Origin of the sequence: Nonomuraea maritima (assembly GCF_900100395.1) — a bacterium.
Taxonomy (GTDB): domain Bacteria; phylum Actinomycetota; class Actinomycetes; order Streptosporangiales; family Streptosporangiaceae; genus Nonomuraea; species Nonomuraea maritima.
The window spans coordinates 269,569-288,998 of sequence record NZ_FNFB01000002.1; the positions used below are offsets into that span (position 1 = coordinate 269,569).

Annotated in this window: 16 protein-coding genes; 9 read left to right on the plus strand and 7 right to left on the minus strand. The window is 72.8% G+C overall.

Annotated elements, in window-relative coordinates; genetic code table 11:
* Positions 1 to 118: 118 nt before the first annotated feature.
* Positions 119 to 583, minus strand: coding sequence for a MarR family winged helix-turn-helix transcriptional regulator (locus tag BLR04_RS04845; RefSeq protein ID WP_090759997.1), 465 nt, complete (start codon positions 581 to 583; stop codon positions 119 to 121).
* Positions 584 to 662: 79 nt separating this feature from the next.
* Between BLR04_RS04845 and BLR04_RS04850 the strand changes: the two genes are divergently transcribed.
* Together BLR04_RS04850 and BLR04_RS04855 are read left to right on the plus strand one after the other, a co-directional pair.
* Positions 663 to 2,756 carry an MMPL family transporter gene (locus BLR04_RS04850; protein WP_090759999.1) on the plus strand — a complete coding sequence of 698 codons (2,094 nt, stop codon included), beginning with the start codon at positions 663 to 665 and terminating at the stop codon, positions 2,754 to 2,756.
* A gap of 158 nt (positions 2,757 to 2,914) precedes the next feature.
* Positions 2,915 to 4,888, plus strand: coding sequence for a M64 family metallopeptidase (locus BLR04_RS04855; RefSeq protein ID WP_143021957.1), 1,974 nt, complete (start codon positions 2,915 to 2,917; stop codon positions 4,886 to 4,888).
* Positions 4,889 to 4,992: 104 nt separating this feature from the next.
* Here BLR04_RS04855 and BLR04_RS04860 read toward each other — a convergent pair whose 3' ends face one another.
* Positions 4,993 to 5,520, minus strand: a complete 528-nt coding sequence (locus BLR04_RS04860; RefSeq protein WP_090760003.1) for a GNAT family N-acetyltransferase — start codon at positions 5,518 to 5,520, stop codon at positions 4,993 to 4,995.
* An 80-nt stretch (positions 5,521 to 5,600) separates the two neighbouring features.
* Between BLR04_RS04860 and BLR04_RS04865 the strand changes: the two genes are divergently transcribed.
* The gene (locus tag BLR04_RS04865; RefSeq protein WP_090760005.1) at positions 5,601 to 6,134 is read left to right on the plus strand and encodes a histidine phosphatase family protein; all 534 of its coding nucleotides are present in this window, start codon (positions 5,601 to 5,603) and stop codon (positions 6,132 to 6,134) included.
* A 52-nt stretch (positions 6,135 to 6,186) separates the two neighbouring features.
* On the opposite strand, the gene BLR04_RS41615 is transcribed toward BLR04_RS04865, so the two are convergent.
* The 4 genes from BLR04_RS41615 to BLR04_RS04880 form a co-directional block, all read right to left on the minus strand.
* Positions 6,187 to 6,798, minus strand: a complete 612-nt coding sequence (locus BLR04_RS41615) for an RNA-guided endonuclease InsQ/TnpB family protein (RefSeq protein WP_245740030.1) — start codon at positions 6,796 to 6,798, stop codon at positions 6,187 to 6,189.
* Positions 6,799 to 7,171: 373 nt separating this feature from the next.
* Positions 7,172 to 7,381 (minus strand): helix-turn-helix domain-containing protein, encoded by a 210-nt coding sequence (locus tag BLR04_RS41620; protein WP_245740031.1) that lies wholly within the window; start codon positions 7,379 to 7,381, stop codon positions 7,172 to 7,174.
* Positions 7,374 to 7,796, minus strand: coding sequence for an IS200/IS605 family transposase (gene tnpA, locus BLR04_RS04875; protein ID WP_425413426.1), 423 nt, complete (start codon positions 7,794 to 7,796; stop codon positions 7,374 to 7,376). Before tnpA ends, BLR04_RS41620 begins: the two co-directional genes overlap by 8 nt.
* A 172-nt stretch (positions 7,797 to 7,968) precedes the next feature.
* Positions 7,969 to 9,933 (minus strand): SpoIIE family protein phosphatase, encoded by a 1,965-nt coding sequence (locus BLR04_RS04880; RefSeq protein ID WP_090760011.1) that lies wholly within the window; start codon positions 9,931 to 9,933, stop codon positions 7,969 to 7,971.
* 421 nt (positions 9,934 to 10,354) lie between these two features.
* On the opposite strand from BLR04_RS04880, the gene BLR04_RS04885 reads away from it, so the two are divergent.
* Genes BLR04_RS04885 through BLR04_RS04910 form a run of 6 tightly spaced genes read left to right on the plus strand, consistent with a single transcriptional unit; the run spans position 10,355 to position 15,865 of the window.
* A complete protein-coding gene (locus BLR04_RS04885) occupies positions 10,355 to 10,543 on the plus strand; it encodes a CbtB domain-containing protein (protein ID WP_090760013.1) in 189 nt (62 codons plus the stop codon).
* Between the two features lie 11 nt (positions 10,544 to 10,554).
* Positions 10,555 to 11,304 (plus strand): CbtA family protein, encoded by a 750-nt coding sequence (locus BLR04_RS04890; protein WP_090760014.1) that lies wholly within the window; start codon positions 10,555 to 10,557, stop codon positions 11,302 to 11,304.
* A 4-nt stretch (positions 11,305 to 11,308) separates the two neighbouring features.
* Positions 11,309 to 11,863 carry a histidine phosphatase family protein gene (locus BLR04_RS04895; protein ID WP_218128721.1) on the plus strand — a complete coding sequence of 185 codons (555 nt, stop codon included), beginning with the start codon at positions 11,309 to 11,311 and terminating at the stop codon, positions 11,861 to 11,863.
* Entirely contained in the window at positions 11,860 to 13,932 is a 2,073-nt protein-coding gene (locus BLR04_RS04900) for a putative cobaltochelatase (protein ID WP_090760015.1), read from the plus strand. Before BLR04_RS04895 ends, BLR04_RS04900 begins: the two co-directional genes overlap by 4 nt.
* A 2-nt stretch (positions 13,933 to 13,934) precedes the next feature.
* Entirely contained in the window at positions 13,935 to 14,537 is a 603-nt protein-coding gene (gene cobO / locus BLR04_RS04905; RefSeq protein WP_090760017.1) for a cob(I)yrinic acid a,c-diamide adenosyltransferase, read from the plus strand.
* Between the two features lie 8 nt (positions 14,538 to 14,545).
* Positions 14,546 to 15,865 carry a cobyrinic acid a,c-diamide synthase CobB gene (locus BLR04_RS04910; RefSeq protein WP_218128742.1) on the plus strand — a complete coding sequence of 440 codons (1,320 nt, stop codon included), beginning with the start codon at positions 14,546 to 14,548 and terminating at the stop codon, positions 15,863 to 15,865.
* Here the strand turns inward: BLR04_RS04910 and cobN are convergent.
* On the minus strand, positions 15,820 to 19,416 hold the full coding sequence (gene cobN, locus BLR04_RS04915) for a cobaltochelatase subunit CobN (RefSeq protein ID WP_090760021.1): 3,597 nt from the start codon (positions 19,414 to 19,416) through the stop codon (positions 15,820 to 15,822). The two genes, BLR04_RS04910 and cobN, sit on opposite strands and share 46 nt — an antisense overlap.
* Positions 19,417 to 19,430 lie beyond the last annotated feature (14 nt).

Sequence of the window (19,430 nt, forward strand, 5' to 3'; positions counted from 1 at the left end):
AGGGCCGGAGGCGGCAGAGGATCACATCGCGCCCACGCGGGGCCCGAGGCCGAGGGCGGCAACCGATCGCATAACGCCCGTCGGGCCCAAGGTCGGCAGATGTCGGGAGTGGGGCTGGTCAGGGGGCGGGGGTGGAGCGGAGGAGGGCGAGTTCTTCGTTCATGGCGTCGAGGAAGGTGGCCACGGTGCGCAGCTCGTCGGCGGTGAAGCGGCGCAGGGCGCTGTCGGTGCTGCCGGCCAGGGGGCGGAAGAAGGCGGCGGCCAGCTCCTTGGCCGCCTCGTGATAGTGGAGGTGGACCACCCGCCGGTCGTGCGCGTCGCGAACCCGGCGGATGTGCCCCGCCCGCTCCAGCCGGTCGAGACAGGCGGTGACGGCGCCGGAGGTGAGGTTGAGCTCCTCACGAAGCCTGCCCGGCGTGATCGGCGACGGCGCGTCCAAGATCATGATCAGTGCCTGGACGTCGGTGGTGTGCAGGCCCTGCTGGTTGGCGAACTCGTGGGCGACGCGATTGAACTCGGCGGTCATCCTGCGCAGGCGGACCGCGATGGATCGCAGGTCGACCCGTACCTCGCCGTCGCTCATGGTGACCCATGCTACATTACCTCAATGGTCAAGTATCTTGATCGTTGAGCTATCTGACGTGAGGGAAGGGTGACGGATCATGGCGCGGCGATCGACCCGCTGGCTGGTCCCGGCGCTGCTGGTGCTGGCCTGGCTCGCCGTCGGCGGGGGGCTGGGGCCGTTCGCCGGCAAGCTCACCGAGGTCTCCACCAACGACCAGGCGGCCTTCCTGCCCCAGAGCGCGGAGTCCACGCACGTGCTCAAGGCGCAGGAGACGTTCCGCCAGGGCGACGGCCAGCCGGTGATCGTCGTGTGGACGTCCGGCGCGAGCGTCACCCCTGAGCAGACGACGGCGGCCACCCGCGCGCTGGCCGCCCTGCGCGGCGCGCCCGGCGTCGTCGGCACGCCCACACCCGCCTTCCCCTCCGACGACGGACGGGCGCTGCAGGGCGTGCTGCAGCTCAGCCCCGACCTCGGCCCCGGCGACCTCGGCGACGCCCTCGACAGGATCCGCGCGAGCGTGGCGGTCGACGGCCTGACGACACAGCTCGCCGGCCCCGCGGCCACCCGGGCCGACCTGGGCGACGCCTTCGCCGGCATCGACGGCGTGCTGCTCGGCGTGGCGCTGGTCACCGTGCTGATCATCCTGCTGGCGGTGTACCGCAGCGTGCTGCTACCGCTGGTCATCATCCTCGGCGCGGTCTTCGCGCTCGGGCTGGCGTGCGCCGTGGTCTACTTCCTCGCCGACCGCGACATCGTCCGGGTGGACGGCCAGGTGCAGGGCATCCTGTTCATCCTGGTCATCGGCGCGGCCACCGACTACGCGCTGCTGCTGACCGCCCGCTTCCGCGAGGAGCTGGCCACCGGCGCCGACCGGTTCACGGCCGGCCGCATCGCGCTGCGGCAGTCGGTCGAGCCGATCGTGGCCAGCGCCGCCACCGTCGCGCTGGGCCTGCTCGCGCTGCTGCTCAGCAACCTGACCAACAACCGCGCGCTCGGCCCCGTGGGCGCCATCGGCATCGCGTGCGCGGCGCTCAGCGCGCTGACCTTCCTGCCCGCGGCGCTGGTGCTGCTGGGCCGGGCCGCGCTGTGGCCCGCGCGTCCCCGTCCGTCCGACACCGGTGCGCAGGGGCTGTGGAACCGGGTGGCCGCGCTGGTCGACCGGCGCCCCCGCCTCGTGTGGGTGGCCTCCGTCCTGCCGCTCGTCGCCCTCGCCTTCTTCGCGCCCCAGCTCAACGCCAGGGGCGTTCCGCTGGACGAGACGTTCGTGGGCGACGCGCCGTCCGTGGCCGCGCAGGCGGCGCTGAGCGAGCACTTCCCGGGCGGCTCGGGGCAGCCCGCGGTCATCGTCGCCCCCGCCGCGCGGGCCACGGCGATCGTGGAGAAGGCCGGCGCCGTCGAGGGCGTCTCCGGCGCGGCCGCGGTGTCCGCGAGCGGCCGGCCTGGCGACGACCCCAAGGTGGTCGACGGACGCGTGCTGGTGGAGGCCACGCTGCGCGACGCCCCCGACAGCGACGCCGCCCAGGACACCGTCAGGCGGCTGCGCTCCGCGCTGCACGGCGAGGACGGCGTGCTGGTCGGCGGCTACAGCGCCCAGCGCTACGACACGACCGAGACCGCGCGGCAGGACACGCTGGTCATCGTCCCGGTCGTGCTGGGGATCATCCTGCTCATCCTGATCGTCCTGCTGCGCTCGCTGACCATGCCCGTGCTGCTGGTGGCCACCGTGGCGCTCAACTTCCTGGCCGTCCTCGGCGTCTCGACGCTGCTCTTCCCCCACCTGTTCGGCTTCACCGGCAGCGACGCGTCGGTGCCGCTGTACGGCTTCGTCTTCCTCGTGGCGCTGGGCGTCGACTACAACATCTTCCTGATGTCGCGCGTACGCGAGGAGACCGCCCGGCACGGGGCGCGCGAGGGCGTGCTGCGGGGGCTGGTCACCACGGGCGGGGTGATCACGTCGGCGGGGGTCGTGCTCGCCGCCACGTTCGCCGCGCTGGTCGTCATCCCGCTGGCCTTCCTCGTGCAGATCGCCTTCATCGTCGCCTTCGGCGTGCTGCTCGACACTCTGGTGGTGCGCTCGCTGCTGGTGCCTGCGCTCGTACGCGACCTCGGCGGGCGCGCGTGGTGGCCGAGCCGCCTCGGACGCGAGCACGTGCCGGCGGCGGAGGAGTCGTCACCGGCGCGGCAGCACTGATTCCGGGCGCCCGTTCCTGCAGACGACGGAAACGGGCCCCCGAAGATCCGTCAGCTGTCCGGTGCCGCGATGAGGTGTCGTGGCTAGCGTCCCTCTGGGAGGCCGAGGCCCGCACCACGCGCGGCTGGCCGTCTCCCGCGCACGAGGGTGAGGTGACCATGGCCAAGCGGAAGATCACGGCCGCCGTGGGCGCGGCCGGTCTGGTGGGCACGCTGCTGACGGGAGCCGCGCCGGCCGTCGCCGCGTCGGCGGACGTCGGGTCGGCAACGGTGGTGCCGGTGCAGGTGACCGGCCCGCCCGAGGAACGGCTGAACCTGATCATCTTGGGCGACGGCTACACCGCCGAGGAGATGCAGCAGTTCCGTGACGACGTCGACCGGCATCTCAACGTGCAGTGGAGCATCGAGCCGTTCCGCAGCTACCGCGACTACTTCAACGTGTACATGATCGAGGTCGTGTCGGGGGTGTCCGGCATCAGCTGCGACCCCGACGACGGCAACGTCCGCCGTGACACCCCGCTGAAGCTCCAGTACGCCTCGACCTGCCCGGCGGGCGCGAACGCCCGCGGCGTCACGTTCGGCCCCGGCGGTCAGGACGCGCTGGAGCAGTACGTGTCGATGATCCCGGGCGTGACGCCGCAGAACCGGCAGACCCTGACCATCGCCAACACCAGCACGTACGGCGGCATCGGCGGCCGCAACGCCACGACGACCGGGCAGGCGCCGCAGGGACCGCTGGTCAGCCCGCACGAGCTGGGCCACTCGCTGGGCCAGCTGCAGGACGAGTACCCGTACAGCTCCCGCAACGTCCCCGGCGGCCGGCACCCCGACACCGAGCCGACGTCGATCCACCACACCCGCCTCACCACGGACGAGATGCGGCAGCAGCAGGCCAAGTGGTACCGCTGGCTGGGCGAGAAGAGCCTGTCCGGCGGGATCATCGACCGGTACGAGAGCGGCATGACGCGCTCGGCCAACGTGTGGCGGCCGAGCGAGCACTCGATCATGCGCTGGATCGGCTACCACTTCGACCAGGTCGGCCGCGAACGCATGATCGAGAAGATCTCCGGGCGGCGCGACGTCGAGCAGCTGGCCCTGCACTCCACGCCCGCCGACCAGCCGGTGTACCCGGGGGACGTGCTCTGGATCGAGACGATGCACCCGCTCTACCACGAGCTCACCGTCACCTGGGCGGTCAACGGCAAGACCGTCAAGAAGGCCGCCGGCAACCGGAACTTCGACCTTGAGGCGCACCGCGTACGGCCCGGCGACACGGTGACCGTCACGGTCTCCGACGACACCGCGGACGTACGCGACCCGGCCGTGGCCGACGGCCCCGCGCTCACGCAGACCCGCGAGTGGACGATCGCCGCACCCCCGGCCACGGCTCCTCCCGTGGCGTCCGTCCCTGTCACGTTCACCTCGTCCACGGCGACCGACGCTCCCGTCGGCGGCCAGGACGTCGTGTACGTCGAGACCACCCACCCGCGCGACCGCGTCCTCGACGTGACCTGGACCCTCGACGGCAAGAAGCTGCGCAACCGCGACAACAGCCGCAACCTCGACCTCGGCGCGCTGCGCCTGAAGCCGGGCACGCACCAGCTGACGGCCACGGTGTCCGACCCGGCGACGCCGGGCTCCCCGACCGACACACGGACCTGGACCGTCGACAACGTCGCTCCCGAGGTGACGTACGAGCTGTCCCAGCCGGTCTCGGCGAAGGGCGAGCGCGGGAACAACCCCCGCTACGCGTTCGACGAGTGGTTCGAGATGGGGCTGAAGGCGACCGACGACCATGAGGGCTACGTCGTCATCGAGTTCCAGGTCGACGGTGACGGCTGGTTCAACTACCACGGCTGGCCGGACGCGCCGGAGGGCACGCCGTACCGGTTCACCCCGGCGGGCACGGTCATCAAGGAGATCGCGTACGGCAGCCTCGGCTCAGGCGGTCTGACCAAGGCGCCGTTCGAGCAGGCGTACCCGGACTTCGAGCCCGGCTACGGCAAGCACGTGATCGAGTACCGGGCCATCGACGCCGCGGGCAACATCAGCAAGCCGAAGAAGTTCACGGTGCAGCTCAACGACACGAACGGCGCCAAACCCCTGCCCCCGGGCGCCATCGCCGTCGACTGACAGTCGCTCGTGGGCGCCTGACCTCACACCCGCCGGTCAGGCGCCCACGAGCCGACCGAGGCTCCCGGTCGGGCCGAGGCCGGGGGCGGCACTCCGCTCGCGGCTCAGCCCTTGAGCTCGCCTTCCAGCAGGCTCATCAGGATCATGTCGTGCCATCGGCCGTGTCTGCGGAGGGTGTCGCGGGCGCGGCCCTCCTCCACGAAGCCCACCTTCCGGTAGACGCGGATGGCCGCCGCGTTCTCGTCCGCCACCCACAGCTCGATGCGGTGCAGGCGCATCGCGTCGAACCCGTAACGGCAGATCAGGCGGGTGGCCTCGGTGCCGTAGCCCTTGCCCCAGCAGTCTTTCTCGCCGATGTAGATGTCGAGCTCGGCCCCGCCGGTCTCCGGCTCGGCGCCGCTGAGAACCACCAGGCCGATCAGCCGGTTGCCGGCGAGGGTCTCCACGCCGAGCACGGTCCGCTCGTAGGAGTTCTTCGCGCGGTCGGCGTACTCGGCGACGAACACCTCCCGGCTGACCGGGTAGCTGTGCGCGAGCCACTGCCCCACGTCGGGATCGTGGTTCCAGCGGTAGTGGGCCTCCGCGTCGGAGGGCTCCAGGGGGCGTAGCCGTACGAGGTCTCCGGTCAGCAAGGTGTGCGCTCCGTTCGTCCGCTCGGGAGCATGACACCAACCCGGACGCCCGTCCGACAACCGATTTCCCGAGGGGCCGTATGACAGTGCGGTTGGTCTATGAGACGCATGCCACCACCACGGACAACGAGGATGGCATCGCGACCGGGTGGCTGCCCGGCCGGTTGTCGGATCTGGGGCGGCGGCAGGCTCTCGAACTGGGGGAAAGGCGGCGGGAGGACGGGCTGGACACGGTGTTCGTCTCCGATCTGCATCGGGCCGTCGAGACGGCCAGGCTCGCGTTCCCCGGCGGGGTGCCGCCGATTCGTCAGGACGTCCGCCTGCGGGAGTGCGACTACGGCGTGCTCAACGGGAGCAGCGCCGCGCTCGTCGCGGCCCGGCGGACGCGGCACATCGACGAGCCCTTTCCCGGTGGTCAGAGTTATCGCCAGGTCGTGGCGGCCACCAGCGCGTTCCTCCGTGATCTGGTCGCGGAGTGGGACGGCGCGAGCGTCCTGGTGATCGCGCACTCGGCCAACCGCTGGGCCCTGGAGCATCTGCTGACCGGGAAGACGTTGCCCGCGCTGCTGGCCGACCCGCCCCCCTGGCAGCCGGGATGGCACTACACGGTCTGAGGGACAGGCCCGCCTCGTGACTCCTCCGCTCCCTGAAGGGAGCGGCTTCTCGCTAAGCCGCTTCCGCAGCCCGGCGAAGGGCAAGCCCTGCCCTGAGAATGTTCTTGGCCGCGTTCACGTCGGCGTGCGCGGCATGCCCGCACGCCGTACAGGCGAACTCGGCCTGGGTGAGGCGGTTCTCCTTCGCGCAATGCCCACAACGGGCACACGTGCGGGAGGTGTGGGCGGGGTTCACCGCGATCAGCTCTCGACCGGCGCTTTCAGCCTTGTGCGCGAGGACCGTCAGGAACACCCCCCAACTCGCGTCCAGGATGCTCTTGTTCAGTCCAGCCTTGGCCGCCGCGCGGTTGGGCAGGAACCCGCCCTCGCCATCCGGTTTCTGGGCTGGTCTCTTGGTCATGTTCGCGATCCGCAGATCCTCGTGCACGATCATGTCGTAGCCGCGGATCAGGGCATTCGCGGCCTTGTGCGCGCCGTCGAGTCGTTGACGCCGGACCTTGCTGTGCAGGGCTGCGACGCGGGCGATCGCCTTACGGCGGCGCTTGGATCCGCGCTTCTTACGGGCGAGGTCCCGCTGAGCGGTTGCCAGCTTCCCGGCGGACGCCGCGAGGTGCCGCGGGTTGCCGACCTGCTCGCCGTCCGAGGTGGTCAGGAACGACGCCACGCCCATGTCTACGCCGACGACCGCACCACGTGGCGGGCAGGATCTCGGCGGGCACGTCGTCGCACGACAGGACGACGAACCAGCGGGAGCCTTCCCGCTTCACGCTGATCGTCTTCACCCGGCCCCGCACCGGGCGGTGCTGGTGGACACGGACATGCCCGACACCTTGAAGGCGGACGAACGTGGCGTACGGGTGCTCAGGCTGGGAGTCCCACCGGCAGCCGTCGCCGTCCTTGGGCCACTCAACCGTGTCGAACCAGCCCCGGCCTTTGAAACGCGGAAAGCCTGGAGTACGACCGGCCTTGACGCGGTCGAAGAACGCACGGAACGCCTTGTCCAGGCGGCGCAGGGTGGCCTGCTGGGAGGAGAACGATCAGCGCGCCTGATCGGGGTCGTCGGCGCGGATCTCCTTGAGCTGGGCGGACTGGTCGCCGTACCGGATCGACACCTTGGACCGTCTGTACGCCTCGCGCCGCTCCTCAAGCGCCGCGTTGTACAGGGCGCGGTGGCCATCCAGGCACGCGGTGAGCGCGGCCTGCTGGTGCGCGGTCGGACGCATCAGGAACTTGTAAGACCTACGCACGGCCACCCGCCTTGGGTGCCCGCTCATACTGCGTCTCGATGTAGTGCCGCACCGTATCGGCCGACACAGCGCCGACCGTGGCCACGAAATAGGACCGCGACCACAGCGTGGGCAACTGGGAACGCAGGTGCGGAAACTCGGCGCGCAGGTAGTGGGAGGTGAACCCCTTGAACTGGTTGGCCACGTACGACGGCGAGTTCTTCGGGTGGGTCTTGACGAACAGGTGCACGTGGTCGGGCATCACCTCAAGCGCCACGATCTCCCAGCCGTGCTCGTCGGCTTTGGCGCGGATCAGCTCCTCCAGGCGTTCTTTCACCCGTCCGCCGAGGACCGGACGGCGGTACTTCGGGCACCACACCACGTGGTATCCGAGGTCGTACGCCGCGCCTGGGGAAGTGCGCACCTGGCGAGTCACACGGTCTTTATAACAGCGACACATATCTAACGAGCGATGAACGGAGATCTCTGATGCGCGGACCTGACAGGTCACTGCACGCTCGGGCCTTGACGGCCCTCCCGCTCCCAATTCCCCCGTCGCCTAAAGGCGACGGTCCCCTCGGGAGAGTCTGATGGCGGCCGGGGTGGCCCTACACCTGCGGGTCGGGGAGGCGGACGGCGATCATGGCGATGTCGTCCTTGATGGCGGTGGGCAGCTGGGTGAGCAGGGTGTCGCAGAACGTGTCGACGGGTTCGCGGGCCAGGGCGGCGCAGTCGCGGCGCAGCCGTTCGAGGCCCTGGTCGAGGTGCTCGCCCGGCACCTCGACCAGGCCGTCGGTGTAGAGGAGCAGGGTGGCGCGCGGCGGCAGGGCCGCGACCGCGCTGCTGCGCGGCAGGTCCCAGGCCGCGCCGAGGAGCGGGTCGACCTCGCAGTCGAGGAAACGGGCGGCGCCGTCGTGGGTGACGAGGAGCGGCGGCGGGTGGCCCGCCACCGAGTAGGTGAGCCACCAGCCCGCGTCGTCCTTGCGTTCCAGCCGGGCGAGGATGCAGCTCGCGAGGCCGTCGTCGTGGAGCGACTGGACGGCGACGTCCAGGCGGCGCAGGATGTCACCGGGCGGCTCGCGGCGGTCCATGGCGAGCCCTCTCAGCATGTTGCGCAGCTGGCTCATGGTCACGGCGGCGGCCAGGTCGTGCCCGGCGACGTCGCCGACGGTCAGCACCGTCGAGCCGTCGCGCGGCCGGAACGAGTCGTACCAGTCGCCGCCGATCTCGACCGCGGTGGCGCTCGCCCGGTAGCGGGCGGTGATCTCCAGCCCGGGGACCCGGGGCGGGTCAGGCAGCAGGTAGTTCTGCAGCGCCAGCGCGATCCGCTGGGTGCGCTGGAACCGCATCGCGTTGCTCATGTGGGTGTGCGCGTGGTTCAGTGTCCGGCGCAGCAGGGCGACGTCGGCCGGGCCGATCGGGTCGCGGTCGCCGCAGACCACGACGTCGACCATCACCACCACCGTGCCGTCCACGACGACGGGCACCAGAGCCATGCTGTTGACCTGGGCGGCGGCGCCCAGGGGGAAGAAGCGGCGGACCGGCTCGCGGGTCCTGACCACCCTGGCGAAGTCGCTGTCCGGGGAGATCCGCTCGGTACGTGTCGGCGACGACGGCAGGCCGTCACGTCCGATGCTCACGACCCGCTCGGCGAAGAAGGCCGAGGAGACCGAGTCGTCCTCCAACTCGGGCAGGACGTACACGCCGCACGCGTCGGCCAGCTCCGGGACGATCACGCCCGCGAGGGCGGCCAGCACCTCTTCGAGATCGGCGAGGCCGGCGGTGGCCTCCGCCGCTGCGTCGAGCAGCCTGCGGCGGCGCTGCTCCTGCCACTCCTGCTCGATGTCCATGCAGGTGCCGATGAGCTCGACCACCTCGCCGTTCTCGACCACGGGCACGGCGCGGGAGCGGATGTGGCGGTAGGTGCCGTCGCCCTGCCGCAGCCGGTAGATCTGCTCCAGGTGGCTCTTCTGCAGGTTCGCCTGACGGCAGGCGTCCGCGGCGGGTTCGCGGTCGTCGGGGTGGATGGCCTGCTGCCAGCCGTCCCCGCGGTACTGCTCCCAGGTCTGCCCGCTCAGCCGCTCCCAGCCGGGGCTCGGCTCGACGATCCGGCCCATGGGGTCGCCCACCCACACCACCTGTGTCTCGTGCAGGGCGAGGACGAGGCTCCGGTAACGCTGCAGGAGGCGGTGTCGTTCGTCGGCGACGGCGTCGCGCGCCGGAGCGGTGGTCTCCACCAGCGTGATCAGCAGGCCGTCCGCGCCGTCGGCGAGCGACATCCTGGCGATGCCGGACGACACGTACCGCTCGCCGTGCGCCGGGATCTCGTCGAGGGTGACCGCCCTACCGGTCTCGATCACCTGGTCGAGCGAGTCGAAGAAGTGCTCTCCTCGGAAGATGCCGCGCAGCGCCTCGCGGGCCGGAACCTCCAGCGGCCGTCGGCCGACCAACTGTTCGAGGGCGAGGTTCAGGTAGACGAGACGGTGGTCGGGGCCGCTGGTGACGACCACGCCGACCGGCGCGCCGTCGAAGACTTCCAGGGCCGGCCCACCGGGCTTGGGTACATCCCCCATGTGCGACGTTCTGTCCCCTTGCTGACGGCGCCCGTGGACCGTGCCGGCGTAGGGCGGCGACGTGGGCGCGTGCGATGCAGGGGGTGTCGCGAGCTGCGGGGATCTGGTGATTCGCGGAGGCTTTCATACCGTTAGGTGATAGGGAGTGACGATATCAGCCGGTTCCTGTTTCGGGCCAGACGCCTGCGAGCCAGAAAGCGGTCACCCGGGCGTTGGACTACTGACCGTGACAATCCGGGTGATATTGACGGCGAGGGGAGGAAGAGATACGTTCCGGTAGATTTCACGGTTGCCCGAGGGAAATCCGGTGAGATGCCGGTGCGGTCGCGCCACTGTATCCGGGACGTAGATCCCGGGAGCCAGGTCGCTCGGGCCCTGTGACCTCAACAGTTCGGGACGCGTCATCCCTGAGGAGGCACACATGAGTGACCTGACCACTCCGTCCACGATTCCCTTTCCGCGCCTGCGCCCCTGGCTGGCGGTCGTGCCGCTGCTGCTGATCGTCGGCTACCTGGTGCTCATGGACAACGGCGCCCTCTCCCAGACCGGGACCTTCCTGCACGAACTGATGCACGACGGGCGTCATCTGCTCGGCGTACCGTGCCACTAGAAAGTCGCACGATGGTACGCACCCTGCTGGTCAGGGGCCTGCTCGCGGGCCTGCTGGCCGGATTGGTCGCGGGCGGGTTCGCGTTCGTCCTCGGCGAGCCCCATGTGGACGCGGCGATCGCCCTGGAGGAACAGGCGGCCGCCGCCCACGCGGATAGCACGGAACACGCCGAGGCGCCCGCGCACGACCACGGCGACGAGGCCGCCGTCAGCAGACCGGTGCAGAAGGCGGGGCTGTTCCTCGCCACCGGTCTGTACGGAGTCGCTGTGGGCGGCGTGTTCGCCCTCGTGTTCGCGGGACTGCGCGGCCGGGTCGGGCCCCGCTCGGACGTGGGCCTGGCGCTCGCCGCCGCCGGGACGGCGTTCGGAGCGGTCATCCTCGTACCGTTCGTGAAATATCCCGCCAGCCCGCCGGCCGTGGGCGATCCCGCCACGATCAACCAGCGCACGCTGCTGTACGTGGTGATGGTCCTCGTCGGCCTGGCCGCCACCGCCGCCGCGGTCGCGACCGCGCGCCGCGTCACCACCGGCCCGTGGGCGCGGTGGAGCTGGGCGGCCGGCGTGTTCCTCGTGCCGGTGGCCGCGGCGTGGTTGCTGCTGCCCGCCGTCGACGAGGTGCCGCAGGGCTTCCCCGCCACGCTGCTGTGGGAGTTCAGGGTGACCTCCCTCGGCACGCAGCTCGTCTTCTGGGCGGCGTTCGGCGTGCTGTTCGCCCAGCTGTGCGAACGGGCCGCGCGCCGGCCCGCCGCCGTCCCGGGCTGAGCAGGTGCTGTTCGTACGGCACGCGGGCACGCCCGGGATGCGGTCCGCCTGCTTCCCCGACGACGACGAGCCCGATCCGTCCGGCCTGGCACGGGCCGAACAGTGGCTCGCGCGGCTCAGGACGGACCGCGCCTGGGCCGCGCCCAGCACCGCCGCACTGCGCACCGCCGCCGCCATGGGGCTGAACCCCGTGCCGGTGGCCGCGCTCGCCGAGGCCGACCCAGGACGGTGGCGCGGCCTGCCGTACGCGCAGGTCGCGCAGCGCGAACCCGAGGCGCTGGCGAGCTGGCTGTCGGACCCGCACGCCGCGCCGCACGGCGGCGAGAGCCTGGCCGCGCTGGCGGGGCGCGTCGCCGGCTGGCTGGAGCAGGCGCGCGCCCAGCCCTCCGGCGTGGTCGTGTGCGACGCGGGGGTGATCCGCGCCGCACTCGGCCACGCGCTCGCCCTGCCCCCGCTCGCCGCCGCCCGCTTCGACCTCGCGCCGCTGTCCAGCACCGAACTGACCGCCACCCGGGACGGCTGGCGGGTGGCCCACGTCAACCGGAAGGTCACGTCTTGATCGTCACGTATCCGTTCAGCGCCGTCGTCGGGCTCGACGACCTGAAACTGGCGCTGGCGCTCAACGCCGTCTCGCCACGGGTGGGCGGCGTGCTCGTCCGCGGCGAGAAGGGCACCGCCAAGTCCACCATCGTGCGGGCGCTGGCGGCCCAGCTGCCGTCCGTGGACGTGGTGGCCGGGTGCCGCTTCGCCTGCGACCCGGCGGCGCCCGATCCGGGCTGCCCCGACGGTCCGCACGAGGCGGGCCCGGCGGGCGCGCGGCGTCCGGCGGCGCTGGTCGAGTTGCCGGTGGGCGCGTCGGAGGACCGCCTGGTGGGCTCGCTCGACATGGAACGCGCGCTCACCGAGGGCGTCAAGGCGTTCGAGCCCGGCCTGCTGGCGGCGGCCCACCGCGGCGTGCTGTACGTGGACGAGGTGAACCTCCTCCACGACCACCTCGTCGACCTGCTGCTCGACGCCGCCGCCCTCGGCACCTGCTACGTGGAGCGCGAGTCGGTGTCGGTACGGCACGCGGCCCGCTTCCTCCTCGTCGGAACCATGAACCCGGAGGAGGGCGAGCTGCGCCCGCAGCTGCTCGACCGGTTCGGGCTCACGGTGGAGGTGCGGGCGTCCCGCGACCCCGACGAGCGCGCCGAGGTCGTACGGCGGCGGCTCGCCTTCGACGCCGCCCCCGAGGAGTTCGCCGCGCGGTGGGCCGCCGAGGAGGCGGCGCTGGCCGAGCGGATCGCGCGGGCCAGGGCGCGGGTGCCCGGCGTCCGGCTGCCGGACGCGCGGCTGCGGCAGATCGCCGCCGTGTGCGCCGCCTTCGAGGTGGACGGCCTGCGCGCCGACCTCGTCACGGCCAACGCCGCCATCGCCCACGCGGCCTGGCACGGCAGGGACGAGGTGACGACCGAGGACGTGCGCGCCGCGGCCCGGCTGTCGCTGCCGCACCGCCGCCGCCGCGACCCGTTCGACGCGCCCGGCCTGGACGAGTCCCTGCTGGACGAGCTGCTGGACCAGACGGACGACGTCCCCCCCGACGACACCCCCGACGACCCCACGGACGACCCCACCGACGACGGCCCCGGCCTCCCGCCGAGCGGCCCACCGCAGGACGGCCCCGGCCCGGCGGGCGAACCCGGCCCCGGCCGCGCGGAGAGCGACACCGCGCAACCCCCGACCGGCGACTCCCGCGACAACACCCAGGACGGGACCCACCAGGACAGGGCCCACCACGACGGCACCCACCAGGACAGCCCCCGCCAAGACAAGGCGGGCGAAAGTGGCGGTGAGGTGGCTGTGGTGGCGGCGCCGTACCGGGTGCCGCTGCTGGAGGTGCCCGGCATCGGTGAGGGCGTCGCCGGGCGACGGTCCCGCTCACGCACCGCGCACGGCCGCGCGACCGGCTCCCGCCGCCCCTCAGGACGCGTACGCGACCTGCACCTCACGGCGACCGTGCTGGCGGCGGCCCCGCACCAGGCGGCGCGCGGACGCACGGGCCCCGGCCTGGTGCTGCGCGACGACGACCTGCGCGAGGTCGTACGCGAGGGCAGGGAGGGCAACCTCGTGCTGTTCGTGGTGGACGCGAGCGGCTCGATGGCGGCCCGCAAGCGGATGACCGCGGTCAAGACGGCGGTGCTCAGCCTCCTGCTCGACGCCTACCAGCGGCGCGACAAGGTCGGGCTGGTGACGTTCCGCGGCGCGGGCGCGGAGACGGCGCTGCCGCCGACCTCGTCGGTGGAGGCGGGCGCGGCGCGGCTGCGCTCACTGCCGACCGGCGGGCGCACCCCGCTGGCGGCCGGGCTCGTACGAGCGGCGGAGGTGCTGCGCGTGGAGCGGCTGCGCGACCCCGCCCGGCGTCCGCTGCTGGTGCTCGTGACGGACGGCCGCGCCACGGCGGGCGGCGACGTCGACCGGGCCGCCGCCCTGCTCGCGGGCACGGCGAGCGTGGTGGTCGACTGCGAGAGCGGCCCGGTGCGGCTGGGCCTCGCGGTGCGCCTGGCGAGCCGGCTGCGGGCGCGGCTCGTGCCCCTCGACGCGATGGCCGATCTCGGTTCGGTCGTCCGTGACCACAGGAAGGCGGTCTGATCATGCCGCAGGGCAAGCCCGACGTCGTGCCCGACGACGGCCTCACCACCCGCCAGCGCCGGACGAGGCCGCTGCTGATGGTCCACACCGGCCCGGGCAAGGGCAAGTCGACGGCCGCGTTCGGCATGGCGCTCCGGGCCTGGAACCAGGGGTGGCCGATCGGGGTGTTCCAGTTCGTCAAGTCGGCCAAGTGGCGCATCGGCGAGGAGCGCGCGCTGAAGGTGCTCGGCGAGACGGGCGAGGGCGGCCCGGTGACCTGGCACAAGATGGGCGAGGGCTGGTCGTGGATCCGGCGTCCCGGCACCGAGCAGGACCACGCGGCCGACGCCCGCGAGGGCTGGGAGCAGATCAAACGCGACCTGGCGGCCGAGACGTACCGGTTCTACGTGCTGGACGAGTTCACGTACCCGCTGAAGTGGGGGTGGCTCGACCTGGACGACGTGCTGGAGACGCTGACGTCGCGGCCGGGCGCCCAGCACGTGGTGATCACCGGCAGGGACGCGCCCGAGCGGCTGATCGAGGTCGCTGACCTCGTGACGGAGATGGCGAAGGTCCGCCACCCGATGGACGCCGGGCAGAAGGGCCAGAAGGGCATCGAGTGGTAGTTCCCCGGATCGTCGTCGCCGCGCCGTCGTCGGGCAGCGGCAAGACGACGGTGGCGACCGGGCTGATCGCGGCGCTGCGCGGACGGGGGCTGCGGGTCTCGCCGCACAAGGTGGGGCCCGACTACATCGACCCCGGCTACCACGCGCTGGCCGCCGGGCGTCCCGGTCGCAACCTCGACCCGTGGCTGACCGGCGAGGACCTGGTGGCGCCGCTGTTCCTGCACGGCGCCGCCGGGTGCGACGTGGCCGTGGTCGAGGGCGTGATGGGGATGTTCGACGGCCGGGGCGACACGGACTTCGCCTCGACCGCGCACGTGGCCAGGCTGCTGGACGCCCCGGTGGTGCTCGTGGTGGACGCCGCCAGGCAGAGCCGCTCGGTGGCGGCGCTGGTGCACGGGTTCGTCACGTTCGACCCGCGCGTACGGGTGGGCGGCGTGGTGCTGAACCGGGTCGGCTCGGCCCGGCACGAGGAGCTCTGCCGTGCCGCGCTGGCCTGGGCCGGGGTGCCGGTGCTGGGCGCGATCGGCCGCGACGACGCGGTCTCGGCGCCGTCGCGGCACCTGGGGCTGGTGCCGGTGGCCGAACGCGAGTCCGAGGCGGTCGCCGCGGTGGACCGCCTGGCCGCGCTGGTGGCCCGTTCGTGCGACCTGGACGCGCTGCTGCGCCTCGCCCGTTCCGCGCCACCGCTGCCCGCGCGGCCATGGAGCCCGCCGCCCACGCCCGACCGCCGTACGGACCGGCCCGTGGTGGCGGTCGCGGGCGGCCCTGCGTTCACCTTCGAGTACGCCGAGCACGCCGAGTTGCTGCGCGCCGCGGGCGCGGACGTCGCGGTGTTCGACCCGCTCCGCGACGAACGGCTGCCCGACGGGACCGCCGCCCTGGTGATCGGCGGCGGCTTCCCCGAGGTGTACACGGCCGAGCTGGCCGCCAACGAGCCGTTGCGCGCCCGGGTGGCGGCGTTCGGCGGGCCGATCGCCGCCGAGTGCGCCGGGCTGCTCTACCTGTGCGAGGAACTGGACGGCCGGCGCATGTGCGGCCGGGTGCCCGGCGTCGCCCGCATGACCGACCGGCTGACGCTCGGCTACCGGGACGCGGTCGCCCTCGCCGACTCGCCGCTGACCAGGGCGGGCGAACGATACCGGGGACACGAGTTCCACCGCACCGCCGTCCGGTACACGGGCGGGCCGCTGTTCCGCTGGGAGGGCGGCGCCGACGGCTTCGGCGACGCCCGCGTCACGGCGTCCTACCTGCACCTGCACTGGGCGGGACGGCCCGAGCTGGCTCAGCGGCTGGTGTCGTCCTCGAGGTCGCCCTCGGTCTTGAGGTAGACCTCCTGCAGCCCGCGCAGGACGTCGGGGTCGGGGTGCTCCCACATGCCGCGTTCGGCGGCCTCCAGAAGGCGTTCTGCGATGCCGTGCAGCGCCCACGGGTTCGACTGCGCCATGAACTCCCGGTTCTCCGGGTCCAGCGCGTACGTCTCGGCGAGCTTGTCGTACATCCAGTCGGCGACCACCCCCGTGGTGGCGTCGTAGCCGAACAGGTAGTCGACGGTGGCGGCCAGCTCGAACGCGCCCTTGTAGCCGTGCCTGCGCATCGCGGCCAGCCAGCGCGGGTTCACCACCCGGGCGCGGAAGATCCGCGAGGTCTCCTCCGACAGCGTGCGGGTGCGCACCGCGTCGGGGCGGGTGCTGTCGCCGACGTACGCGGCCGGGGCGCGGCCGGTGAGCGCCCGCACGGTGGCGATCATGCCGCCGTGGTACTGGAAGTAGTCGTCGGAGTCGGCGATGTCGTGCTCGCGGGTGTCGACGTTCTTGGCGGCGACGGCGATCCGGCGGTAGGCGTCCTCCATCTGCGGGCGGGCGGCGACCCCCTCCAGGTCGCGGCCGTAGGCGTAGCCGCCCCACACCGCGTACACCTCGGCCAGGTCCGCGTCGTCGCGCCAGTTGCGGCTGTCGATCAGCGGCAGCAGCCCTGCCCCGTACGCGCCCGGCGCGGAGCCGAAGATCCGCATCGTCGCCTGGCGCTCGTCGCCGCCCGTGGCCTTGACGTGGGCGCGGATGTAGTTGTCGGCGTCGGGCTCGTCCAGGCCGGCGACGAGCCGTACGGCGTCGTCGAGCATGGCCACCACGTGCGGGAAGGCGTCGCGGAAGAAGCCGCTGATGCGGACGGTCACGTCGATCCTGGGGCGGCCCAGCTCGGCGAGCGGGATCGGCTCCAGCGCGGTGACCCTGCGGGACGCCTCATCCCATACCGGACGGACGCCGAGCAGGGCCAGCACCTCGGCCACGTCGTCGCCCGCCGTCCGCATGGCGCTGGTGCCCCAGACGGACAGGCCGACGGAGCGCGGCCACTCGCCGGTGTCGGCGCGGAAGCGCTCCAGCAGCGAATCCGCCATGGCCTGACCGGTCTCCCAGGCGAGCCTGCTGGGCACCGCGCGGGGGTCGACGGAGTAGAAGTTCCGCCCGGTCGGCAGCACGTTGACGAGGCCGCGCAGAGGCGAGCCGCTCGGCCCGGCCGGGACGTAGCCGCCGTCGAGCGCGTGCAGGACGTGGTCGATCTCGTCGGTGGTGCGCGCGAGCCTCGGCACCACCTCGGTGGCGGCGAACGTCAGGATGCGCGCCACCTGCTCGACCCGCTCCGACCCGGCAGGCAGGACGGTGTGAGCGACCTCGGGGGCCGCGTCCGGCGACCAGGAGCGTTCCTCCATGGCCTCGACCAGGGCGCGGGCGGTCGCCTCCGCCCGGTCGACGTCGTTCAGCGCCGCGCTGCCGTCCTCGGCCAGGCCGAGCGCCTCGCGCAGGCCGGGCAGCGTCTCGCGGCCGGACCACATCTGCCTGGCCCGCAGCATCGCGAGCACCAGGTCCACCCGCGCCGCCCCGGACGGCGCCTGCCCGAGTACGTGCAGGCCGTCGCGGATCTGCGCGTCCTTCACCTCGCACAGCCACCCGTCCACGTGCAGCAGGAAGTCGTCGAACTCGCTGTCGTGCGGCCGGTCGGCGAGGCCGAGGTCGTGGTCGAGGCGGGCCGCCTGGATGAGCGTCCAGATCTGCGCCCTGATCGCGGGCAGCTTGGCCGGGTCCATGGCGGCGATGGTGGCGTGCTCGTCGAGGAGCTGCTCCAGCCGGGCGATGTCGCCGTACGTCTCCGCGCGCGCCATCGGCGGCACGAGGTGGTCGACGAGGACGGCGTGCGCCCTCCGCTTGGCCTGCGTGCCCTCGCCCGGGTCGTTCACCAGGAACGGGTAGACGAGCGGCAGGTCGCCGATCGCGGCGTCGGGGGCGCACGCGGCCGACATGCCCGCCGACTTGCCCGGCAGCCACTCCAGGTTGCCGTGCTTGCCGACGTGCACCATCGCGTGCGCGCCGAACTCGGCCGACAGCCAGCGGTAGGCGGCCAGGTAGTGGTGGCTGGGCGGCAGGTCGGGGTCGTGGTAGATCGCGATCGGGTTCTCGCCGAAGCCGCGCGGCGGCTGCACCATCACCACCACGTTGCCGGACCGCATCGCCGCGAGCACGATGTCGCCCTCGTGCACGAACAGCTCGCCGGGCGGCGGCCCCCAGTGCCGCTCCATCGCCTCGCGCAGCTCGCCGGGCAGCGTCCGGTACCAGCTCTCGTACGACGCGGCGGAGATCCGTACCGGGTTGGCCGCGAGGGCCTCCTCGGTGAGCCAGTCGGGGTCCTGACCGCCCGCGGCGATCAGCGCGTGGACGAGCGCGTCGCCGTCCTGCTCGGCCACCCCGGGGAAGCCATCGCCCAGGTCGTGGCCCGCCTCGGCGAGGCGGGCCAGCAGCCGGACGACGCTCGCCGGGGTGTCCAGGCCGACCGCGTTGCCGATCCTCGCGTGCTTGGTCGGGTACGCCGACAGCATCACGACCAGCCGCCGCTCGGCGGGCGGCGTGTGCCGCAGCAGGCCGTGGCGCACCGCGATGCCCGCCACCCGGGCGGCCCGTTCCTGGTCGGCGACGTAGACGGTGAGCCCGTCGCGGTCGATCTCCTTGAACGAGAACGGCACGGTGACGATCCGGCCGTCGAACTCGGGGATCGCGACCTGCGAGGCGGCGTCCAGCGGGGACAGGCCGTCGTCGTTGTCCTCCCACTCCTGCCGGGAGGAGGTCAGGCAGAGCCCCTGGAGGATGGGCACGTCCAGGTCGGCCAGGGCGCCGACGTCCCACGCCTCGTCGTCGCCGCCGGCGCCCGCGGTGGCCGGACGCGACCCGCCCGCCGCCAGCACGGTCACGACCAGGGCGTCGGCCGTACGCAGGGTGTCGATCAGCTCGGGCTCCGCGGTGCGCAGCGACGAGCAGAACACCGGCAGCGCCTGGCCCCCGGCGTCCTCGACGGCCGCGCACAGCGTCTCGACGAACGCGGTGTTGCCGGCCATGTGGTGCGCCCGGTAGTAGAGCACGCCGATCACCGGCCCCCGCTCGGCGCGCGGCTCGCGCTCCAGCACGCCCCACGACGGCGCGGCCGTGGGCGGCGCGAATCCGTGGCCGGTCAGCAGCACGGTGTCCGACAGGAACGCGTGCAGCTCGGCCAGGTTGGCCGGGCCGCCGTGCGCCAGGTAGGCGTGCGCCTCGGCGCACACCCCGGCGGGGGTCGTGGACAGCTCCATCAGCTCGGCGTCCGGGGCCTGCTCGCCGCCCAGCACCGCGACCGGACGCGGCCCGGCGAGCAGCGCGTCGAGCCCTTCCTCCCAGGCGCGCCTGCCGCCGAGGAGCCGTACGACGACCAGGTCGACGTCCTCCAGCAGGCCTGGCAGGTCGTCAGGGGAGAGCCTGGCGGGGTTGCCCAGGCGGTAGGCGGCGCCGCTGGCGCGGGCGCTCAGCAGGTCGGTGTCAGAGGTCGAGAGCAGCAGAACGGTACGGCTGTCGCCAGGCACGGGGCGTTCCTCCC

Bases quoted from the DNA above. Each gene is read 5' to 3' on its own strand.
- BLR04_RS04845 (WP_090759997.1), bottom strand. From the start codon at position 583: ATGAGCGACGGCGAGGTACGGGTCGACCTGCGATCCATCGCGGTCCGC.
- BLR04_RS04850 (WP_090759999.1), top strand. From the start codon at position 663: ATGGCGCGGCGATCGACCCGCTGGCTGGTCCCGGCGCTGCTGGTGCTG.
- BLR04_RS04855 (WP_143021957.1), top strand. From the start codon at position 2,915: ATGGCCAAGCGGAAGATCACGGCCGCCGTGGGCGCGGCCGGTCTGGTG.
- BLR04_RS04865 (WP_090760005.1), top strand. From the start codon at position 5,601: ATGACAGTGCGGTTGGTCTATGAGACGCATGCCACCACCACGGACAAC.
- BLR04_RS04880 (WP_090760011.1), bottom strand. From the start codon at position 9,933: ATGGGGGATGTACCCAAGCCCGGTGGGCCGGCCCTGGAAGTCTTCGAC.
- BLR04_RS04885 (WP_090760013.1), top strand. From the start codon at position 10,355: ATGAGTGACCTGACCACTCCGTCCACGATTCCCTTTCCGCGCCTGCGC.
- BLR04_RS04890 (WP_090760014.1), top strand. From the start codon at position 10,555: ATGGTACGCACCCTGCTGGTCAGGGGCCTGCTCGCGGGCCTGCTGGCC.
- cobO (WP_090760017.1), top strand. From the start codon at position 13,935: ATGCCGCAGGGCAAGCCCGACGTCGTGCCCGACGACGGCCTCACCACC.